Source organism: Neisseria lisongii (assembly GCF_028463985.1).
GTDB classification, from domain to species: Bacteria; Pseudomonadota; Gammaproteobacteria; order Burkholderiales; family Neisseriaceae; genus Neisseria; species Neisseria lisongii.
In genome coordinates this window covers 1,387,768-1,406,345 of sequence record NZ_CP116766.1, presented here as the reverse complement: position 1 = coordinate 1,406,345, position 18,578 = coordinate 1,387,768, and the positions used below count along the sequence as shown (strand labels likewise).

The following is an 18,578-nucleotide window of genomic DNA, read 5'->3' as shown; positions in this document are numbered from 1 at the left end:
TTGCAACAGGGTCAGAAAATGTCTCTTTTTCTCAGTATTTTCCCCATTGTGCTGCTGATTTGGCTGATGGTGAAGAAAAACAGTATGCCGTCGTATATTGCGCTGCCGTTGGTAGCGGCGTTGATTTATGTGATTAAAATCGCTTATTTCGGCGACGATTTTATGCTGCTCAATGCCACTGCCGCTTCGGGTTTGGTGTCCACGCTGACACCGATTACGGTGATTTTCGGTGCGATTATGTTCAACCGCATGATGGAAACCACCGGCTGTATCGACATTATCCGCAAATGGCTGGCGAATATCAGCCCGAATCCGGTGGCGCAGCTGATGATTATCGGCTGGGCGTTTGCGTTTATGATTGAAGGCGCTTCCGGTTTCGGTACGCCTGCCGCTATTGCCGCCCCGATTTTGATGAGTTTGGGTTTTAACCCGCTGCGGGTGGCGGTGTTTACACTGGTGATGAACTCGGTGCCGGTGTCGTTTGGTGCGGTGGGTACGCCGACTTGGTTCGGTTTTGCGCCACTGAACTTAAGTGCCGCCGATATTCTCGACATCGGCCGCCAAACCGGTATTATGCACTTTTTCGCCGGTTTTATTATTCCGGTTATCGGCTTGGGCTTTATTGTTTCTAGAGAAGAAATCCGCAAAAACATCGGCTTTATCTATATTTCGGTGTTGTCCTGCACGCTGCCTTATGTTGCGCTGGCGATGGTGAATGAAGAATTTCCGTCTCTGGTGGCGGGCGCAATCGGCCTGATGGTGTCGGTATTTGCCGCCGATAAGGGCTGGGGTTTGAGTAAAGACTATGCGAAAGACCCGGAAGCGGAAAAAGTGCCGCTGCTGCAAGTTGCCAAAGCCTTGGCACCGCTGGGTATGCTGATCGGTATGCTGGTGGTAACCCGTATCAAACAGCTCGGTCTGAAAGGGCTACTGACCAGCAGCGAGCCTTGGTTTGGCTTTTCGCTGCCGGGTTTGAGCGATATTACGGTTACGCAGTCGCTGACGATTGTGTTCGGTCAGATTTTCGGCGAAGCGGTATCGGAAAAATACCAAACGCTGTATGTGCCGGCATGGATTCCGTTTGTGCTGACCGTGTGGATTTGTATTGTGCTGTACCGCACCAAGTTTAAAGACGCATGGTCGTTTTATGTGGCGACGGTTCATCAGACCAACAAACCGCTGCTGGCGCTGATGGGTGCGCTGATTATGGTAAAACTGATGATGGTCGGCGGCGATGATTCGATGGTGAAAATCATCGGCAAGGAATTTGCAGCGATGGCGGGCGATAATTGGGTGTATTTCTCGCCGTATCTGGGTGCAATCGGCGCATTCTTCTCCGGATCGAATACCGTGTCCAACCTGACTTTCGGCCCGATTCAGCAGCAGATTGCCACTGATACCGGCCTGTCGGCCACCCTGATTCTCGCCCTGCAGTCGGTCGGCGGCGCAATGGGCAATATGGTGTGTATCAACAACATCATCGCCGTGTGTACTGTATTGAACGTGCATAACGCCGAAGGAACAATTATCAAAAAAACCGTTATTCCAATGACGATTTACGGCGTGATTGCAGTGATTGTCGCGGCAATTTTCTTTATGTAACTATTGCAGCGATACGGCAAAGGCCGTCTGAAAATGGGGAAGCCTGTTTTCAGACGGCCTTTTGTTTTATATTATCAATAATTTGCCTCAATTCATAACTAAAATAAATCAAAATCATAGTTTTAATAGCAAAAATAAAGTGATAAAGTTTACTCCATAGAAAACATTTATTGAAACACCTTTTATAGTAAATTCACTATAAAACACCTAAAGGAGTAAATTATGAACAAATGTCCTGTAACCCATCTAACCATGAACAATGGTGCCCCCGTTGTCGATAATCAAAACAGCCTGACCGCAGGCCCCCGCGGCCCGATTTTGGCGCAAGATTTGTGGCTGAACGAAAAACTTGCCAATTTTGTGCGGGAAGTGATTCCCGAACGCCGTATGCACGCCAAAGGTTCGGGCGCATTCGGTACGTTTACCGTTACCAACGACATTACCCGCTACACCCGTGCCAAAATTTTCAGCCAAGTCGGCAAACAAACCGAAATGTTTGCCCGCTTTACCACCGTTGCCGGTGAGCGGGGCGCAGCCGATGCCGAGCGGGATATCCGTGGTTTTGCCCTGAAATTCTATACCGAAGAGGGCAACTGGGATATGGTCGGCAACAACACGCCGGTATTTTTCCTGCGTGATCCGCTTAAATTCCCCGATTTGAACAAAGCGGTAAAACGTGATCCCCGCACCAATATGCGTTCCGCCACCAACAACTGGGATTTTTGGACCTTGTTGCCCGAAGCTCTGCACCAAGTAACCATCGTGATGAGCGACCGGGGTATTCCCGCTAGCTACCGCCATATGCACGGTTTCGGTTCGCATACCTACAGCTTTATCAACGAGCAAAACGAACGCTTCTGGGTGAAATTCCATTTCCGCACCCAACAAGGCATTAAAAATCTGACCAACGAGGAAGCCGCAGCCATCATCGCCGAAGACCGTGAAAGCCATCAGCGGGATTTGTACGAAAGCATCGAAAAAGGCGATTTTCCGAAATGGACGATGTATGTGCAAATCATGCCGGAAGCCGATGCCGAAAAAGTGCCGTATCACCCGTTTGACCTGACCAAAGTATGGCCGAAATCCGATTATCCGCTGATTGAAGTCGGCGTGGTCGAACTCAACCGCAATCCGGAAAACTTCTTCGCCGATGTCGAACAGTCCGCCTTTGCACCGAGCAATTTAGTACCCGGCATCAGCGTATCGCCCGACCGTATGCTGCAGGCCCGCCTGTTTAACTATGCCGACGCACAACGCTACCGCTTGGGCGTAAACCACCACCAAATTCCGGTAAACCGCCCACGCTGTCCCGTACACAGCAACCAGCGGGACGGACAAGGCCGATCCGACGGCAACTACGGTAGTTTGCCGCATTATGAGCCGAACAGCTTCAGCCAGTGGCAACAGCAATCGCAATTTGCCGAACCGCCTTTGAAAATCAACGGCGATGCCGCCCGTTGGAACTACCGTGAAGACGACAGCGACTATTTCAGCCAACCCCGTGCGCTGTTTAATCTGATGAACGAACAGGAAAAACAGGCCTTGTTCACTAACACCGCCGCCGCCATGGGCGATGCCTTGGATTTCATCAAATACCGCCATATCCGCAACTGCTACGCCTGCGATCCGGCCTACGGCGAAGGTGTCGCCCAAGCCTTGGGCATGACCGTTGCCGATGCCCAAGCCGCCCGAGACAGCGATCCGGCAAAAGGTCAGTATGGCTGGCTGTAAATCCGAAGCCGTCTCTATAGTGAATTAACCAAAAATACAACCTACGTGAACCACTCTTCCCCTAACCTTTTCCCTCTAGCGGGAAGAGGGTTAGGGTGTAGCGTGCTTGCCCAAGCATGCACGTGTTCGTTAAATTCCATGAACGTTGTCTGAAAATGCGTGCAACGGGTTTCTGCGAAGCTAAAATTGGGAAAAGGTGGTTTGTGTTGTAATACTTTGAAAGAGGATTCACTATATATAGTAAATCAACCGAAAAAATATGACGCTACAACGAACCACCCTTCCCCTAGCCCCTTCCCGCCAGCGGGACGGGGAACAAAGTGCCGGTGGACCAACTTAGCTTGCCGATTTGTACAGAAAATTCGGTGTTTTAACTATACTTTGAAAGTGGATTTACTATAGGCCGTCTGAAAATGCGTGTTTTCAGACGGCCTCCATCATTTTCTATCGTTATCAAGATAAAAAACGCCTGAAATCTTCAGGCGTTTTGTTTGGGTGTTTCGGGTTACGACCAAATCAGCAGGGCGTGGTTGCGTTTGCCGCGGCGGACGATGGTGTATTTGCCGAAGCGTTTGTGTTCGTCTGTCAGCAGATAAGCGTCGTCGGGTTTTTCGGCGGCAAAGTCGGCATTGTTCTGCTCGGCGGTTTTGCCGTTTAAAACCACGGCTTTGCTGTTCACAAAGCCCCGTGCTTCCTTATTGGAGGCGGCGAGTTTGGCGTTTACCAAGGCTTCGACCACATTCAGACGGCCTGAAACTTCAAAAGCAGGCAGGCCGTCGAGGGCGAGTTGTTCGAAGTCGGCTTCGGTCAGGTTGCTTTGGTCTTCGGCAAACAGGCTGGCGGAAATGCGTTGCGCCGCTTCCAAAGCTGCTTCGCCGTGAATCAGGCGGGTCATTTCTTCGGCAAGAATGCGTTGTGCTTCGGGTTTGGTGCCGCTGGCTTGGTCTTTGGCTTCGATAGTGTCGATTTCTTCTACGGATAGGAATGTGAAATATTTCAGGAATTTATACACATCGGCATCCGCTACTTTCAGCCAGAATTGGTAGAATTGGTACGGCGAGGTTTTTTTAGCGTTCAGCCACACAGCGCCGCCTTCGGTTTTGCCGAATTTGGTACCGTCTGATTTGGTTACCAGCGGCAGGGTCAGGCCGTACACGGTTTTGCGGTGCAGGCGGCGGGTCAGGTCGATACCGGCGGTGATGTTGCCCCATTGGTCGGAACCGCCGATTTCCAACACCGCCTGATGGCGGCGGTTGAGTTCGGCAAAGTCGTAGCCTTGCAGCAGGGCGTAGGCGAACTCGGTAAACGAAATGCCCACGTCGTCCCGTTCCAAACGCTGTTTGACCGATTCACGGGCGAGCATGGAATTAACCGAAAAATGTTTGCCGATGTCGCGCAGGAAATCCAAACAGTTCATTTCGCCGAACCAGTCGGCATTATTCGCCATGACGGCGGCGTTGTCGCCCTCGAAACTCAAAAACGGTTTGAGCTGGTTGCGGATGCTTTCCACCCAACCGGCAACGGTTTCGGCAGAATTCAGGCTGCGTTCCACCGCTTTGAAACTCGGATCGCCGATCATGCCGGTTGCACCGCCCACCAAGGCAATCGGCGTATGCCCCGCCTGTTGGAAACGGCGCAATGCCAAGACCGGCAACAGATGGCCGATATGCAGACTGTCGGCAGTCGGGTCAAAGCCGCAGTAGAGAGCGATTTTCTGTTCGTTCAATAAAGTTTCTAAGGCCGAAAAATCGGTGGTTTGGGCGATTAAGCCACGGGCTTGGAGGTCTTGCAGAACATTCATTCGTTTGAATCCAGTGAGAAACGGCTGTTTTCAGACGGCATCATAGTGGTGTGAGGCCGTCTGAAAATCGGGTTTGGGGTTATACATTAAACAAAAAGTGCATTACATCGCCGTCTTGCACGACATAGTCTTTGCCTTCGACACGCATTTTGCCGGCTTCTTTGGCTTTGGCTTCGCCGCCCAAAGCGACAAAGTCTTCGTAGGCAATCACTTGGGCACGGATGAAGCCCCGTTCGAAGTCGGTATGAATTACACCTGCGGCCTGCGGAGCGGTATCGCCTTTGTGAATGGTCCACGCACGCACTTCTTTGACACCGGCGGTGAAATAGGTTTGCAGACCCAAGAGGTCGTAACCGGCACGGATTAAGCGGTTCAAGCCCGGTTCTTCCAAGCCCATTTCGGCGAGGAACTCGGCTTTTTCGTCTTCTTCCAACTCGGCGATTTCGCTTTCCATGGCGGCGCAAACGGCTACCACAGGGGCGTTTTCTTTGGCGGCGAGTTCTTTGAGGCGGTCGAGGTGGGGGTTGTTTTCAAAACCGTCTTCGGCAACGTTGCCGACATACATGGCGGGTTTGGCGGTCAGCAGAAACAGTGGTTTGAGCATGGCGAGTTCTTCGGCATCCAAGCCCAGAGAGCGAACCGGTTTGCCTTCGTCCAAATGCGGCAGGAGTTTTTTGCACAATTCGACCAGTTTTTGCGCATCTTTGTCGCCGGAGCGGGCGCGTTTTTCTTCGCGGACAATGGCTTTTTCCACGCTGGCAAGGTCGGCAAGCGCCAATTCTGTGCCGATGGTTTCAATGTCGGCAATCGGATCGACTTTACCGGCAACGTGGACGATGTTGTCGTTGTCGAAACAGCGCACAACGTTCACAATCGCATCGGTTTCACGGATATTGGCGAGAAACTGGTTGCCCAAACCTTCGCCTTTGCTGGCACCGGCCACCAAGCCTGCGATATCGACAAATTCAACGATGGCGGGCTGCATTTTCTGCGGATTGACGATTTTCGCCAGTTCCGCCATGCGGGGATCGGGTACTTCGACGATGCCGACATTCGGCTCGATGGTGCAGAAGGGATAATTGGCCGCTTCGATACCGGATTGGGTCAGGGCGTTAAAGAGGGTGGATTTACCAACGTTGGGCAAACCGACAATGCCGCATTTCAAGCTCATGTTTTTTCCTGAAAATAAAAGAAATTTAATTGCGGATTATAGCATAGTGTGAAATTGCCCGAAAAGTGAAGATAGAGGGCGAGGGAGATGGGTGAGGCCGTCTGAAAATGAGCAAAGCGGATTTTCAGACGGCCTTCTATGCCCTATGGCTTATTTAAACAGCAAAATCAGCAGCAGGGCAATGGCAATGATGGCGAGCCACAGGCTTTGGCGTTGCTGGACTTTGACCAGATGCAGATAGGCATCGCGCATTTCCTGCTGGCGGGTTTCATCCACCAGCGCATTGAGTTTTCTCGGCAGGCCGGGCAGAATCTGCGCCCAGTCGGGGGCTTCGTTTTTCAGGTTGTTGAAAAAGGCTTTCGGGCCGATTTGCTCTTTCATCCAGCGCACCAAAAACGGTTTGGCGGTTTTCCATAAATCCAAATCGGGGTTGAGCTGGCGGCCCAAACCTTCGATATTGAGCAGGGTTTTTTGCAGGAGAACCAGTTGCGGCTGGATTTCGACATTGAAGCGGCGGCTGACGGCAAACAGCTGCATCAGCACCAAACCGAAAGAAATTTCGGAAATCGGTTTGTTGAAAATCGGTTCGCACACGGCTCGCACGGCGGCTTCGAGTTCTTCCGCCCGAGTGTCGGCAGGCACCCAGCCCGATTCGATGTGGGCGGTGGCGACACGGTGGTAATCCCGGTTGAAAAAGGCGAGAAAGTTGATGGCGAGATAGCGTTTGTCGTAATCGGTGAGCGTGCCGACAATGCCGAAATCGAGGGCGATGTAGCGGTTGTCGTCGGCAACCAGAATATTGCCGGGGTGCATATCGGCGTGGAAAAAACCGTCTCTGAAGACTTGGGTAAAGAAAATTTCTACGCCGTAATCCGCCAGTTTTTCCAAGTCGATGTTTTTATTTCGTAATTCAGATAAATGATTGACCGGCGTGCCGTCCATCCATTCGATGGTCAAGACATCGCCGGAGCAGTAATCGTAAAACACTTTCGGCACAATCAGCATATCGCTGTTGCGGAAATTGCGCCCGAGCTGGCTGGCGTTGGCAGCTTCCCGCATTAAATCCAGCTCATCGTGCAGGTATCTGTCGAATTCGGCTACCACTTCGCGGGGGCGCAGGCGTTTGCCGTCGGCAAAGAAACGCTCGACCAAATAAGCCCCCAGCCGCATCAGCGACAAATCCTGCTCGATAACGGGCAGCAGATTGGGACGCAAAACTTTCACGGCCACTGCTTCGCCGCTGTGCAGCCGTGCTTTGTGGACTTGGGCGATGGAAGCGCTGGCCACCGGCACGGTTTCAAATTCGGCATACAGTGTTTCAATGCTTGCGCCCAAGGATTGCTCGATTTGGCGGCGGGAAAGTTCAGCATCAAACGGCGGCACTTTATCTTGCAGTTTCGCCAGTTCGACAGCGTATTCGTGCGGAATCAAATCGGGGCGGGTAGAGAGGACTTGGCCGAATTTGATAAAAATCGGCCCGAGGCTTTCCAGCGCCAGCCGCAGGCGGACGGGCAACGCTTGGCCGGCATAACGTCGGGAACGGGGCAACCTTGCCGCAATGCTGCTGTGGCGGGTGTGGGCGAACAGGTCGGCAAGCCCGTAGAGATAAACGGTGCGGACGATGGTTTTAATGCGGGAGAACCATTTCATTTGGATAGCTGCTCGGGCGTGGTAAAGCCGATATTATAAATCAATCGGGGAGGGCGGTGTAATTTTGCGGGATATAGCGGATTGACTTTAAAAAGAAGCAAGGCGGTTCGCTGCGTGATCGTGTTTTCCGGAGACTTCACTTTGGTAAATCCACGCTGCAACAAAACCATGCCGTCTGAAAATGCAAATGCGTTTTTCAGACGGCATGGTTTGTAAGCCGGACGCTAAACCGAGAAGGAAGAGCCGCAGCCGCAGGTGGTTTCCGCATTCGGATTACGGATAACGAATTGCGAACCCTGCAGGCTTTCGGTGTAGTCGATTTCAGCGCCGACCAGATATTGATAGCTCATCGGATCGACCAAAAAAGTCAGCCCGTTTTTGACGATTTCAAAATCATCATCATTTTTGATTTCGTCAAAAGTAAAACCGTATTGGAAGCCGGAGCAGCCGCCACCATTGACGAATACACGCAGTTTCAAATCGGGATTGTTTTCTTCGGCAATCAAATCAGCCACTTTGGTGCAGCAGCTGTCGGTAAAGATAATCGGATTTTCGTCTGACATGATGTGATTCCTTTTATATGAATATTATTACGGTATTGTCGCTCAAACCGGCGGCTAAGGCAAGTTCAGCCGCATTTTGCCGCAGGACGTGATTACAGGACGGGCTTAAATGGTACGTCCGAACCATTCTACACGGCCGATGATGGCGACATCGTCGGTCTGGTTTTTCAAATCGATTTCAAAAGTCGGATAGGCTTCGTTGGCGGAAATCACGTTGATGATGCCGCCGGGCATAACCTGCAGCCGCTTCACCAAGAGATTGTCGTTAATCCGTAAAACATACAGCCCGTCGCGCGGCGCAGTTTCGCCGTGATTGACGAGAATCGAATCGCCGTCGTTCAACACGCCTTCCATTGAATCGCCTTTAACGGAAATCACCGACAGGTTTTTGGTGTCTCGGGTAACGTAGTGTTCGATCCAGTTGCGGCGGAACGGAATGGTGAAAATCGGGGTTTCGTCGCCGACAAAACTACCGTGTCCCGCCGCCGCCTGAATGTCGTAACGCGGTACAAAGACGAATTCTTCCACATCGACCGGATTGCCCAAAGTATCGTAGGCGGTGGTATTTTGCTGGGTGCTTCCGGGGAAAGGCTCGCCCTCGCCGGTGAGCAGCCAGTCTATGCTGCAGCCTTTGAGCTGTTTGATTTTCTTTAAGGTTTCCGATTTCGGCAAGCCGCCCTCGTTCCAAATACGGCTGAAACCGGCAATCGTCATATCGATGTCGGCGGCAATTTTGGCCTGTCGGGCTTCGTCTTTCCATAAAAAGGCCAAGCGGTCTTTAAAAGTATTCATATCTTTCCTTATTCGATACACAGATTTTGTGTATTGCGCTGAATTTTTGCATAGTTTACTTTATTTTTTGAAAAAATGTAAGAAAAAAATTAGCAAAAATAAGAAAAAGTATTGCACTTTAAATTTTTTCTGAGTATTATTCGATTTATGGAAGGTTTTGTAATGATTTTCGCAGCGACGTTACGATTATTTTTTTAATTTTCGATTTAAGTGAGTAAAACTGTAGTTGAAGTATGATTTTTTAGATAAAAATCGGCAAAAGGAAAAAAAGATGAACATTTACCGTAAAAATACAGGCTTGGTGCTGATGGCATTTGTTTTGGGCTTGGCGGCGTTTCCGATCAGCTATTCGGAAGCGCAATCGGCAAACGTTTCCTTTTCGCCGCTGGAATGCGAAGTGTTGGGCGGTATGCCTTTGGAGGGTATGAACGTGCGCCAACTTGAGCTTTCCAAAGAATGCGATATGTTTGAAGCCTCGCATGATTGGGAACAGATGTACGGCAATTTCAACGAACAGGAATTGGTGATGGGCGTGGTGTACGAATAAAACAGAGCCAAGGCCGTCTGAAAAACGGGTTTGCGGTTTTCAGACGGCCTTGGCGGATTTAATTGGGAAATGCTAGCTTTAAAGTGAAGCGACAAGCGTTACGCAGCGTTTGCAGATGATTCAAACCGGTTTTAGCGTTTGAATGCCAGCAGCAACACGCCGGCGGTAACCAAACCCAAGCCCGCCCATTCTTGGGTTGAAGGGCGTTCTTTTAAAAAGACAACGGCCAGCAGCGCCACCAACACCAAGCTCAACTTGTCCACCGGCGCAACCTGCGAAGCATTGCCCAACTGTAGCGCTTTGAAATAGGCCAGCCACGAAGCGCCTGTCGCCAAGCCGGACAATACGAGAAACAGCCAGTTTTTACCGCTAAAACCCTCAACCCCCTGCCATTTTCCCGTATAAGTCAAAAACAGTATCAACGCCGCCAAAATCACCAAGGTGCGGATAAAAGTCGCAAAATCCGAATCGATGCCCTGCAAACCGATTTTGGCGAAAATCGCCGTCAGTGCGGCAAAAGCGGCGGAGGCAAGCGCCCAATAAAGCCATGCAGATGATTCCATTTTTTGTTCCTGATAAACGGTGTGCGGCGGACAAAAGGCCGTCTGAAAACGGGTTGTAAGAGCAGAAAAGCAGTTGAATATCGTGAAACGTCCAAGCAGGGATAAAAATGTTCAGCAGCATTGTTTGTGGTACGTTGCTCGGGTATTTTGCACCATCTGCGGTTTCAGAAAAAATTACTGCGATTCATTCTCGAAAACCGTATAATAGACCTGATTATGCTGAAAATCCAGCCGTTTGCAGGCACAGCCGGTATAACGGACATTTTCCATCGTTTTGCCGTTTTTCATTTAGGGGACAAACATGAGCTTTAAAACCGATGCCGAAATCGCCCAATCTTCAACCATGCGCCCGATTGGCGAAATTGCCGCCAAATTGGGGCTGACTGCGGAGAATATCGAGCCTTACGGCCACTATAAAGCCAAAATCGATCCGGCGGCGGCGTTTAAGCTGCCGCAAAAACAGGGGCGGTTGATTTTGGTAACTGCTATCAATCCGACACCTGCGGGCGAAGGTAAAACCACTGTAACCATCGGTTTGGCGGACGCTTTGCGCCATATCGGCAAAGATTCGGTGATAGCCTTGCGCGAACCTTCTTTGGGACCGGTATTCGGTATCAAAGGCGGCGCAGCGGGCGGCGGTTATGCCCAAGTGCTGCCGATGGAAGATATCAATCTGCACTTTACCGGCGATTTTCACGCCATCGGCGCTGCCAACAACCTGTTGGCGGCGATGTTGGACAACCATATTTACCACGGCAATGCCCTGAATATCGACAGCAAACGGGTGCTGTGGCGGCGTGTGGTGGATATGAACGACCGCCAGTTGCGCAATATTATCAACGGCATGGGCAAACCGACCGACGGCGTGATGCGGCCGGACGGCTTTGATATTACCGTGGCTTCCGAAGTGATGGCGGTATTCTGTCTGGCAAAAGATTTGACCGACCTGAAAACCCGTTTGGGTAATATTTTGGTGGCGTATGCCAAAGACGGAAGCCCGGTTTATGCCAAAGATTTGAATGCACACGGCGCTATGGCGGCGCTCTTGAAAGATGCCATCAAGCCGAATCTGGTGCAAACCATCGAAGGCACGCCGGCATTTGTTCACGGCGGTCCGTTTGCCAACATTGCCCACGGCTGCAACTCGGTAACGGCAACCCGTTTGGCGAAACATCTGGCCGATTATGCCGTTACCGAAGCCGGTTTCGGCGCAGATTTGGGTGCGGAAAAATTCTGCGACATCAAATGCCGACTGGCGGATTTGAAACCCGATGCCGCCGTGGTGGTGGCAACCGTGCGTGCCTTGAAATACAACGGCGGTGTCGAACGCGAACGTTTGGGCGAAGAAAATCTTGAAGCACTCGCCCAAGGTCTGCCGAACCTGCTCAAACACATCTCGAATATGAAAAACATCTTCGGCCTGCCGGTGGTGGTGGCACTGAACCGCTTTGTTTCCGATACCGAAGCCGAGCTGGCCATGATTCAGACGGCCTGCGCCGAACACGGCGTGGAGGTTTCGCTGACCGAAGTGTGGGGCAAAGGCGGCGCAGGCGGTGCGGATTTGGCGCAAAAAGTGGTGAACGCCATCGAAACCCAGCCCAACCGTTTCCAATTCGCCTACGATTTGGATTTGAGCATTCCCGAAAAAATCCGTACCGTTGCCCGCAAAGTGTACGGCGCAGACGATGTCGCATTCAGCGCCGAAGCCTTGGCGGAAATCGCTTCTTTGGAAAAACTGGGCTTGGACAAGCTGCCGGTCTGCATGGCGAAAACCCAATATTCCTTGAGCGACAACGCCAAATTATTGGGCAAACCGGAAGGTTTCACCATTCAGGTGCGGGGCATTACCGTTTCCGCCGGTGCAGGCTTTATCGTGGTCTTGTGCGGCAATATGATGAAAATGCCGGGGCTGCCGAAAGTGCCGGCTGCCGAACGCATTGATGTGGACGAACAAGGCGTGATTCACGGCCTGTTCTAAGCCTGTTGCCGATCAGGCCGTCTGAAAACCGGATTCTGCATGGCGGAAATGCGGTTTTCAGACGGCCTTTTAACCGACAATCCTTTATAATTGAGATTTTTGAATACGAGAGGCCGTCTGAAAATGGCAATAAGTGCAAATAATCTGTGTTGGCTGGATATGGAAATGACCGGCCTGAATCCGGAAACCGACCGTATTATCGAAGTGGCGATGATTATTACCGATTCTGAGTTAAACGTGTTGGCACAGTCGGAAGTGTTTGCCGTCCACCAAAGCGATGAAGTGTTGGACGCAATGGACGAATGGTGTACCGCCACCCACGGCCGCAGTGGTCTGACGCAGCGGGTGCGGGAGTCGGCATACAGCGAGGCGGAAGTGGAACAGAAACTGCTAGACTTTATGGCGCAATGGATTCCTGAAAAAGCCACCCCGATGTGCGGCAACACCATTCACCAAGACCGCCGCTTTATGGTGAAATACATGCCCCGTTTGGAGGCGTATTTCCATTACCGCAATTTAGACGTTTCTACTTTGAAAGAACTGGCGAAACGCTGGAATCCCGAAGTCGCCAAAGGCGTGGTGAAACGGGGCAAACATTTGGCATTGGACGATATTTTGGAAAGCATTGAGGAAATGCGCCATTATCGGGAACAGTTTTTGAAGTTGCCGCAGGTGTGAGGCAGATAAATTAAGGAATAAAATCATGAAAACAAAATACGGGGTAACGCTCAAAGAATCTTAAGTATTCATTACTTAGGATTATATACAATGAGCAGAAGTTACAAGAAAACGCCTATGATTGGCCATACCGGCGCCCGCAGTGAAAAGCAAGATAAACGTCTGGCAAACCGAAAATTCAGACGGCTGGTGCGGGAACATTTGGCAGCCGAAACAGAACCGCCATTTTGCTTGAGACAGGTAAGCAATGTTTATGGTTTTGCCAAAGACGGGAAAAGCCGCTTTTCAGCGGAGAAATATCCGCATTGGTTGCGGAAATGAAGAAAACGGGCGGCGTAGTTTCGCCCGTTTTTAGTATCTATGGTGCATCAACCGAATTTCCAGTACATTCCAACTTCAACACGCCTATCATTCCGACGAAAGTCGGAATCCATGTTGGCGGCTTAGGTAACTGTTTCTTTACAGTTTCTGAATCTGACAGATGGATTCCGACTTTCTTCGGAATGACGAGTGTATTTAAAAATTGTATGGATTATTGGGTGTATTCACGATAGCAATCCAAACAAAGGCCGTCTGAAAATAGGGTTTCTTATTTTCAGACGGCCTTTTCATATTTCATTCGGACTGTCCGTTACCAGTTTTTCACTTTATCCAAATCCAGTTGCGCCAATGTGTCGGCGTGTTCCCGGCGGGTTTGGTAGTCGGCGGCATCGCGCACGCTTTGGGAGACGAAGTTTAAATGTTCCCGGGCGATGCGTGCGGCTTGTTCGGGTCGGCGGGCTTTGATGGCTTCAAACAGTGTGCGGTGGTGGTCAATCAAAGTAGGGCGGGGGTCGTCCGAATAATGGGTGCGGATAATTGTGCTTCGGGTTTGTTGGTAGAGCATTTTCAGCAGGCTGCCGGATAAGTGGCTGAACAGCAGGTTGTGGGCGGCATCGGCGATGGCGTGGTGGAAGCTGGAATCGGCCTCGATTTGGTGTTCGAGATTGCCTTCTGCGCAGGCGGCTTCAAATTTTTCCAGCCAAAAAGTAATCCGTTTTAAATCGGCATCGGTGTGCCGCTGCGCCGCCAGTGATGCCATGCAGCCTTCGATGTGGCAACTGAAATCGTAAACATCGTGTTCCCAGTTGGGGTGTTTGCCCAAAATTTCCTGCCAGCTTTGCAGGAAATCCTGCTGCGGTTTGACGGAAACGTAATAGCCGTCGCCTTGTCGGGCTTCTAAAATATTTTTGGAAACTAAAATGTTTAAGGCGGCCCGAACCGATGGGCGGGAGACTTCGAATTCTGCTGCCAGTGTGCGTTCGGGCGGAATTTTGCCGCCTTCGGCATATTCTCCGGAGGCGATGCGTTCTTCTAAGACGGCTAAAATCTGGTCGCTGATTTTTTGCGGGCGGACGAGTTTGCTCATGGGGTTGCGGTTTCTGATAGCGGGGTTGGGTCGGAAATTGTTGGTATGTATAGTGGGTTTACTTTAGATGAAAACAAGTCAAACCAATGCTGTATTGTTTTAAAGTGAATACACTATATTTTGTCGGGCGGCTATTTTAATAATTAAATATTGTTACCGTCAATTCGCTTCTTTACATTTTCAGACGGCCTGTTTTTCAAAAAATTATACCATATCATTTTGAAATTAAATAAAAAATGAGAATTTTAAAAAATAATTGACAATCATTTTGAATTGACGTAAATTAACGCATCTTGGCGAAAATTGGTTAAACCAATTTTTGTTTTTCAGAAAAAAGACTGTATCGCTGAAGCGTTTTATGGATGTTCCGTGCAGGCTGTGTGCCGGGTGCGGTAGGGAAAGAAAGTGTTTTCGGCGGTATCCTCTGAGAAAACGGAGATTTAATTTCTATGGAAACTTGGGTTCAAAACTATACTGCAGTGGGCGGAAGCCTGCTGCTGACGGCAATCGCTGCGCTGTTGCCGATTGTTTTCTTTTTTGTGGCACTGACCGTGTTGAAACTGAAAGGCTATAAAGCCGGTCTGTTTACCCTGCTGATTGCTTTGGCGGTGGCCATTGTCGGCTTCGGTATGCCGGTGGGCATGGCGGTTTCTTCTGCGCTTTACGGCTTTGCCTACGGTTTGTGGCCGATTGCGTGGATTATTATTACGGCGGTGTTCCTGTATAAAATTACCGTGAAAACCGGCCAGTTCGACATTATCCGTGCTTCCGTGATTTCCATTACCGAAGACCAACGTCTGCAAATGCTGCTGGTCGGCTTCTCGTTCGGCGCTTTCTTGGAAGGCGCAGCGGGCTTCGGTGCGCCGGTGGCGATTACCGCTGCGCTGTTGGTGGGCTTGGGCTTCAATCCGCTGTATGCCGCCGGTTTGTGTCTGATTGCCAATACTGCGCCGGTGGCTTTCGGTGCGATGGGTATTCCGATTTTGGTGGCTGGTCAAGTATCCAACCTTGATCCTTACCACATCGGCCAAGTTGCCGGCCGTCAGTTGCCGATTCTGTCGATTATCGTACCGTTCTGGTTGGTAGCGATGATGGACGGTATGCGCGGTATCCGTCAAACTTGGCCTGCGGTTTTGGTTGCCGGCGTATCGTTTGCCGTAACCCAATTCATTACCGCTAACTTTATCGGCCCGGAATTGCCGGACGTAACTTCCGCTCTGGTGAGCCTGATGTGTCTGTCTGCTTTCCTGAAAAAATGGCAGCCTAAAGAAATCTTCACTTTCGACGGTATGAAAAAACCGGCCAAACGTCAAAGCAGCGAATACACCGGCGCACAAATCATTAAAGCCTGGTCTCCATTTGCCATTCTGACCGTATTCGTGAGCGTGTGGAGTCTGAAGAGCGTGAAAACCGCTTTGAGCGCCGCTACCGTGCAATTTGAATGGCCGGGTCTGCACAATCTGGTGCAAAAAGCCGCACCGATTGTCAGCGAACCGACTCCGTATGCCGCCATGTTCAAAGTTGATTTCTTGGGCGCAGTCGGCACAGCGATTCTGCTCGCCGCCATCGTTTCCGCAGCCTTGCTGAAAATGAGACCGGGTCAGGCAGTGGCGACTTTTGTCGAAACCCTGAACGAATTGAAACTGTCTATCCTGTCCATCGGTTTGGTATTGGGCTTTGCCTTCGTTGCCAACTATTCAGGCCTGTCATCAACGCTGGCACTGGTTTTGGCAGGCACCGGCGCTGTGTTCCCGTTCTTCTCGCCATTCTTGGGCTGGTTGGGCGTGTTCCTGACCGGTTCGGATACTTCCGCCAACGCACTCTTCGGCTCGCTGCAAGCCAGCACTGCACACCAAATCAACGTTGTGCCTGAACTGACCGTAGCCGCCAATACCACCGGCGGTGTAACCGGTAAGATGATTTCTCCGCAATCCATCGCCATCGCCTGTGCGGCAGTGGGCTTGGAAGGCAAAGAATCCAACCTGTTCCGCTTCACTGTGAAACACAGCCTGATTTTCTGCTGCTTTGTCGGCTTGATGACTCTGCTGCAAGCATACGTATTGCCTTGGACCTTAATCTTCTTCAACAAATAAGACAACGGCAATGCAGCCCGAACCGTAAGGTTCGGGCTGTTTTTATGGCATGTTATAGTGAAATAACTTCAAAGCACTACAGCGTTGGCTTCGCCTTGCCGTACTATCGTGAATTCACTTTAAAGGTATTACAGCGTTGGCTCGCCCGGCTCAAAGAGAACGGTTTTTGTAACCGGATTAAACAACAATCCGGACAAAACCTGTCCCGTACTACCTGTACTGTCTTCGGCTCGCCGCCTTGTACTACTTTGGCGTTGTTTCACTATAGTTTCGGCAACATCCGCAACACATTTTCAGACGGCCTTGGTTTGCCAAACGAACCCACGATAGACGTAAACAAGATGCGAGGCAGGCCGCTTTTATGGCATAATTGCCGTTTGAAATCTCGATGACGCACATTGAGTGCCACCCTTATTTTTCAGACGGCCTATCCGTGATTGATGCCGTCTGAAACAGAAAGTATCACCATGACGACATTTGCATCACTCGGTCTGGGCAGCGAAATCGTTGCCGCACTCACCGAACAAGGCTATCAAACCCCGACCCCGATTCAGGCAGCCGCCATTCCCAAAGCCTTGGCAGGACACGACTTATTGGCAGCGGCGCAAACCGGTACCGGCAAAACCGCCGCCTTTATGTTGCCCAGCCTCGAACGCCTGAAACGCTACGCCACCCCGTCCACCTCGCCCGCCATGCACCCTGTGCGTATGCTGGTGCTGACCCCGACCCGCGAACTGGCCGACCAAATCGACCAAAACGTGCAGGCCTATATCAAAAACCTACCGCTGCGGCATACCGTCTTATTCGGCGGCGTGAATATGGACAAACAGACCGCCGATTTGCGCGCCGGATGCGAAATCGTCGTCGCCACCGTCGGCCGCCTGCTTGACCACGTCAAACAGAAAAACATCCATTTCAACAAAGTCGAAATCGTTGTATTGGACGAAGCCGACCGTATGCTCGACATGGGCTTTATCGACGATATCCGCAAAATCATGCAGATGTTGCCCAAACAGCGCCAAACCCTGCTGTTTTCCGCCACTTTTTCTCCGCCAATCCGCAAACTGGCGCAGGAATTCATGAACGCTCCCGAATTGGTCGAAGTGGCCGCCCAAAACACCACCAACGCCAATGTCGAGCAGCACATCATCGCCGTAGATGCCATGAGCAAACGCTCTTTGCTTGAACGCCTGATTGTCGATTTGCACATGAATCAAGTCATTGTATTCTGCAAAACCAAACAAAGCGTCGATCAAGTAACCCGGGATTTAGTGCGCCGCAACATCAAAGCCCAAGCCATTCACGGCGACAAATCCCAACAAAGCCGTTTGGAAACCCTGTCCGCCTTCAAACAGGGCGAACTGCGGGTATTGGTCGCCACAGACGTTGCCGCCCGAGGCTTAGACATTGCCGAATTACCGTTTGTCATCAACTACGAATTACCGTCCCAACCTGAAGACTACGTCCACCGAATCGGCCGCACCGGACGGGCCGGCGCAGACGGCGTTGCCATTTCCCTGATGGATAAAACCGAACAGAAAATGTTTGAATCCATCAAAGAACTGATCGGCAGCGACTTACCCGTAGAACGCATCGAAGGCTTCGAACCGCACTGGTGGGGCAGCGAAACCGAGCATAGCGAACCTGTCGAACACAACCGCACGCCTTCAGGCAGAAATCGGGACACCGACAACCGCCGCCGTACCGGCGACAAACCCGAACGCAACAGCTACGAACCTCGCCAAACCGACAAAACCGATGCCGGCAGCGAATGCAAAAAAATCGCCGGCCGCAGCCGACGCCGCCACGAACGCCAACCCTGCGCCCTGCTGCAACCGAATTACGGGGCATAACCCCAACCTGTTGTATAAGATTGAAGCCGTCTGAAAATTGATTTTCAGACGGCTTTGTATTTGTTTGGCAGTTGTTAAAAATGCCAAAACTTGTGTTCTTGTGTTAATGTGTGAAAAGATTATAATGCCTATTATTTGTGATGGTTGA

The 18,578-nt window shown here is 51.0% G+C and carries 14 protein-coding genes; 7 read left to right on the top strand and 7 right to left on the bottom strand.

Features of this window, described 5'->3' with window-relative positions:
• Positions 1 to 18: 18 nt before the first annotated feature.
• On the top strand, positions 19 to 1,602 hold the full coding sequence (locus PJU73_RS06400) for an L-lactate permease (RefSeq protein WP_237091552.1): 1,584 nt from the start codon (positions 19 to 21) through the stop codon (positions 1,600 to 1,602).
• Between the two features lie 222 nt (positions 1,603 to 1,824).
• The gene (locus tag PJU73_RS06395) at positions 1,825 to 3,333 is read left to right on the top strand and encodes a catalase (RefSeq protein ID WP_237091553.1); all 1,509 of its coding nucleotides are present in this window, start codon (positions 1,825 to 1,827) and stop codon (positions 3,331 to 3,333) included.
• Between the two features lie 505 nt (positions 3,334 to 3,838).
• On the opposite strand, the gene tyrS is transcribed toward PJU73_RS06395, so the two are convergent.
• From tyrS to PJU73_RS06370, 5 genes are all read right to left on the bottom strand, one after another.
• Complete coding sequence (gene tyrS, locus PJU73_RS06390) at positions 3,839 to 5,134, bottom strand: tyrosine--tRNA ligase (RefSeq protein WP_237091554.1); 1,296 nt, start codon at positions 5,132 to 5,134, stop codon at positions 3,839 to 3,841.
• Positions 5,135 to 5,213: 79 nt separating this feature from the next.
• Complete coding sequence (ychF, locus tag PJU73_RS06385; RefSeq protein ID WP_237091555.1) at positions 5,214 to 6,305, bottom strand: redox-regulated ATPase YchF; 1,092 nt, start codon at positions 6,303 to 6,305, stop codon at positions 5,214 to 5,216.
• Positions 6,306 to 6,455: 150 nt separating this feature from the next.
• Positions 6,456 to 7,955, bottom strand: a complete 1,500-nt coding sequence (ubiB, locus tag PJU73_RS06380) for a ubiquinone biosynthesis regulatory protein kinase UbiB (RefSeq protein ID WP_237091556.1) — start codon at positions 7,953 to 7,955, stop codon at positions 6,456 to 6,458.
• 224 nt (positions 7,956 to 8,179) lie between these two features.
• Positions 8,180 to 8,518 (bottom strand): iron-sulfur cluster insertion protein ErpA, encoded by a 339-nt coding sequence (gene erpA, locus PJU73_RS06375; protein WP_237091557.1) that lies wholly within the window; start codon positions 8,516 to 8,518, stop codon positions 8,180 to 8,182.
• 105 nt (positions 8,519 to 8,623) lie between these two features.
• Entirely contained in the window at positions 8,624 to 9,310 is a 687-nt protein-coding gene (locus PJU73_RS06370) for a S24 family peptidase (RefSeq protein ID WP_237091558.1), read from the bottom strand.
• A 271-nt stretch (positions 9,311 to 9,581) separates the two neighbouring features.
• Here PJU73_RS06370 and PJU73_RS06365 point away from each other — a divergent pair, with 271 nt between their 5' ends.
• The gene (locus PJU73_RS06365) at positions 9,582 to 9,857 is read left to right on the top strand and encodes a hypothetical protein (protein WP_237091559.1); all 276 of its coding nucleotides are present in this window, start codon (positions 9,582 to 9,584) and stop codon (positions 9,855 to 9,857) included.
• A 131-nt stretch (positions 9,858 to 9,988) separates the two neighbouring features.
• Here the strand turns inward: PJU73_RS06365 and PJU73_RS06360 are convergent, their stop codons facing one another.
• Entirely contained in the window at positions 9,989 to 10,420 is a 432-nt protein-coding gene (locus PJU73_RS06360; protein WP_237091560.1) for an EamA family transporter, read from the bottom strand.
• Positions 10,421 to 10,721: 301 nt separating this feature from the next.
• Here PJU73_RS06360 and PJU73_RS06355 point away from each other — a divergent pair, with 301 nt between their 5' ends.
• Complete coding sequence (locus PJU73_RS06355; protein ID WP_237091561.1) at positions 10,722 to 12,398, top strand: formate--tetrahydrofolate ligase; 1,677 nt, start codon at positions 10,722 to 10,724, stop codon at positions 12,396 to 12,398.
• A 123-nt stretch (positions 12,399 to 12,521) separates the two neighbouring features.
• On the top strand, positions 12,522 to 13,076 hold the full coding sequence (gene orn / locus PJU73_RS06350; protein WP_237091562.1) for an oligoribonuclease: 555 nt from the start codon (positions 12,522 to 12,524) through the stop codon (positions 13,074 to 13,076).
• A gap of 631 nt (positions 13,077 to 13,707) precedes the next feature.
• Here orn and PJU73_RS06345 read toward each other — a convergent pair.
• On the bottom strand, positions 13,708 to 14,484 hold the full coding sequence (locus tag PJU73_RS06345) for a FadR/GntR family transcriptional regulator (protein WP_237091563.1): 777 nt from the start codon (positions 14,482 to 14,484) through the stop codon (positions 13,708 to 13,710).
• A gap of 449 nt (positions 14,485 to 14,933) precedes the next feature.
• Here PJU73_RS06345 and PJU73_RS06340 point away from each other — a divergent pair, with 449 nt between their 5' ends.
• Positions 14,934 to 16,577: a lactate permease LctP family transporter gene (locus PJU73_RS06340; protein WP_237091564.1), complete on the top strand. Its 1,644-nt coding sequence runs from the start codon at positions 14,934 to 14,936 to the stop codon at positions 16,575 to 16,577.
• A 467-nt stretch (positions 16,578 to 17,044) separates the two neighbouring features.
• Positions 17,045 to 18,430, top strand: a complete 1,386-nt coding sequence (locus PJU73_RS06335) for a DEAD/DEAH box helicase (RefSeq protein WP_237091565.1) — start codon at positions 17,045 to 17,047, stop codon at positions 18,428 to 18,430.
• The last annotated feature ends 148 nt before the right edge of the window (positions 18,431 to 18,578 follow it).

Excerpts from the sequence above, each read along its gene's own strand:
- ychF (WP_237091555.1), bottom strand. The coding sequence starts at position 6,305 with ATGAGCTTGAAATGCGGCATTGTCGGTTTGCCCAACGTTGGTAAATCC.
- PJU73_RS06395 (WP_237091553.1), top strand. The coding sequence starts at position 1,825 with ATGAACAAATGTCCTGTAACCCATCTAACCATGAACAATGGTGCCCCC.
- PJU73_RS06400 (WP_237091552.1), top strand. The coding sequence starts at position 19 with ATGTCTCTTTTTCTCAGTATTTTCCCCATTGTGCTGCTGATTTGGCTG.
- tyrS (WP_237091554.1), bottom strand. The coding sequence starts at position 5,134 with ATGAATGTTCTGCAAGACCTCCAAGCCCGTGGCTTAATCGCCCAAACC.
- erpA (WP_237091557.1), bottom strand. The coding sequence starts at position 8,518 with ATGTCAGACGAAAATCCGATTATCTTTACCGACAGCTGCTGCACCAAA.
- PJU73_RS06340 (WP_237091564.1), top strand. The coding sequence starts at position 14,934 with ATGGAAACTTGGGTTCAAAACTATACTGCAGTGGGCGGAAGCCTGCTG.
- PJU73_RS06345 (WP_237091563.1), bottom strand. The coding sequence starts at position 14,484 with ATGAGCAAACTCGTCCGCCCGCAAAAAATCAGCGACCAGATTTTAGCC.
- PJU73_RS06370 (WP_237091558.1), bottom strand. The coding sequence starts at position 9,310 with ATGAATACTTTTAAAGACCGCTTGGCCTTTTTATGGAAAGACGAAGCC.
- PJU73_RS06360 (WP_237091560.1), bottom strand. The coding sequence starts at position 10,420 with ATGGAATCATCTGCATGGCTTTATTGGGCGCTTGCCTCCGCCGCTTTT.
- PJU73_RS06335 (WP_237091565.1), top strand. The coding sequence starts at position 17,045 with ATGACGACATTTGCATCACTCGGTCTGGGCAGCGAAATCGTTGCCGCA.
- ubiB (WP_237091556.1), bottom strand. The coding sequence starts at position 7,955 with ATGAAATGGTTCTCCCGCATTAAAACCATCGTCCGCACCGTTTATCTC.
- PJU73_RS06355 (WP_237091561.1), top strand. The coding sequence starts at position 10,722 with ATGAGCTTTAAAACCGATGCCGAAATCGCCCAATCTTCAACCATGCGC.
- PJU73_RS06365 (WP_237091559.1), top strand. The coding sequence starts at position 9,582 with ATGAACATTTACCGTAAAAATACAGGCTTGGTGCTGATGGCATTTGTT.
- orn (WP_237091562.1), top strand. The coding sequence starts at position 12,522 with ATGGCAATAAGTGCAAATAATCTGTGTTGGCTGGATATGGAAATGACC.